The following is a 1,606-nucleotide window of genomic DNA, read 5'->3' on the forward strand; positions in this document are numbered from 1 at the left end:
TCGATTCAAGCCGGCATTAATCGCTCCAGCACCTGCTCACAAGGGTGACCTTGCGCGAAGAGTCCATGGACTAACCGCAGCAACTGCCCTAAGGCGTCTCGATGGAGGGTATAGAGCTTCTGGCCGATGGTTTGCTGATGATGGGCAGCAAAGGTAAATCGTTCCGATTTTCTGCCACCCCCAGGGATGCGCTGGAGGAGAGACTGCGCTACGCAACTCAACCGGAAGTGGCGTTTGACCGCTTCCTCCTTGCGCACCTGAGCCGCTTCCAGTCCGACCACTTGTTTGCAGAACTCATGAAAGCTCTCGATCGGCCAGCGATAACTCCACACCCGGATGATGCGAGCACCGTCCCAGTGGAGGGCATCGGTGAGTAAAAACCGGGGCAAGTCTGTCAACTCCGCCTGGTCATGGACGATGACCAGGCGCTTGCGTCCATAGCGCTTCAAGCGAACCGTTTTGGTGAAAACCCAACAGGTCTTCTCCTCACCGTTCCGACCGGTGACCTGGAGCTGACGGAAACTGTTGGGGTGATGGGTGCGGAGTTCAGCGGCCACCTCATCGACCCGGCGCCACTGCCCTTGCCACTGAATCCCACGGGAACTTTCCAGTTCCGAAACCCAGTGCTTCCCATGGGCTTCGATCAGGCGCGTTAAGGGGAGACACAGGATCCCGTTATCAAAGGCATAGTGGGCGTGCGGAAACTGACCTTCGGCTTCGAGTTGCTGCACGATCGCTACCGCGATGTCCGTGCGTTTGCGATAGCCGACTCGATTCTGGTGATAGTGCAGTAACTCCAAGACCCGCTGCCGGGCTGCTTCTAAGTTGGGGTAGTTCTCTTGGGCAGTCACCTGTAAGTACGCTAACTCTTCGGTTTGATAGTTTGGGAACTGGACTTCAACCGCCGCCCCGTCCAGGTAATCGGTATTGGCCACCACGGCCGTGACCACGGTCTGGTAACGGCTCAGGCGGCCTTCTACGTGATCATAAGCCCGCTTGACCGCATAAATCGCCGGTCCCCGTTCGTGATGGACATAGGTCCAGTCCAGGCTAATCACTTCTAACCCCCGGCCTCGATGGGTATCGGCGACCACCTCCCGATGCCGGCGCATCAAATCGCCACTGTCCCAGCCCGCTTCAAACACCGCCGCATGCATCGCCCGTCGGCTGGCCGGCGGCTCTTCAGGCCACACTTGCTGGGCATAGATCGCTTGCAAGGTCTTATTGGGGCTGAGCAACAACCCGGCGAGATAACGGCTGACATGTTCAAAGCCCGCGTCCCGACAAAAAATGTCTCGATACGACTTCAGCCACGCGGCAATCAAGAGGGGGACACCGGCTAAGGGTAGCATCGCGCACTTCGCTAGCTGGGTATGTGTACTTTTTAGCTTGCCTCTTCAGCGCTAACTTTCCAAGTCGTGCTTTCTACCGGTTCTCAGCCAGAATGCAGCTTCCACCGGGCTGACCCGAGGTTATACAGCGGCGGACGACTCGCTGCGGGTCGTCGTCCTGCGCGGCGCGGGCAAGCACTTCATGGCGGGTGGCGACATCCACACCTTCGCGCGCGGGCTCGCGCAGCCTCCCGCCGAGCGCCGCATGGCCTTCC

General features: G+C 59.1%; 2 protein-coding genes. Both read right to left on the reverse strand.

Annotated features, from left to right (window positions below; genetic code table 11):
* Positions 1-5 precede the first annotated feature (5 nt).
* A complete protein-coding gene (locus AC11W3_RS20510; RefSeq protein WP_484093668.1) occupies positions 6-1,352 on the reverse strand; it encodes a transposase in 1,347 nt (448 codons plus the stop codon).
* A gap of 73 nt (positions 1,353-1,425) precedes the next feature.
* Positions 1,426-1,606, reverse strand: a 181-nt coding sequence (locus AC11W3_RS20515; RefSeq protein ID WP_484093669.1) for a hypothetical protein, incomplete at its 5' end; no start/stop codon positions are given.

The organism is Geomonas sp., from assembly GCF_056994735.1.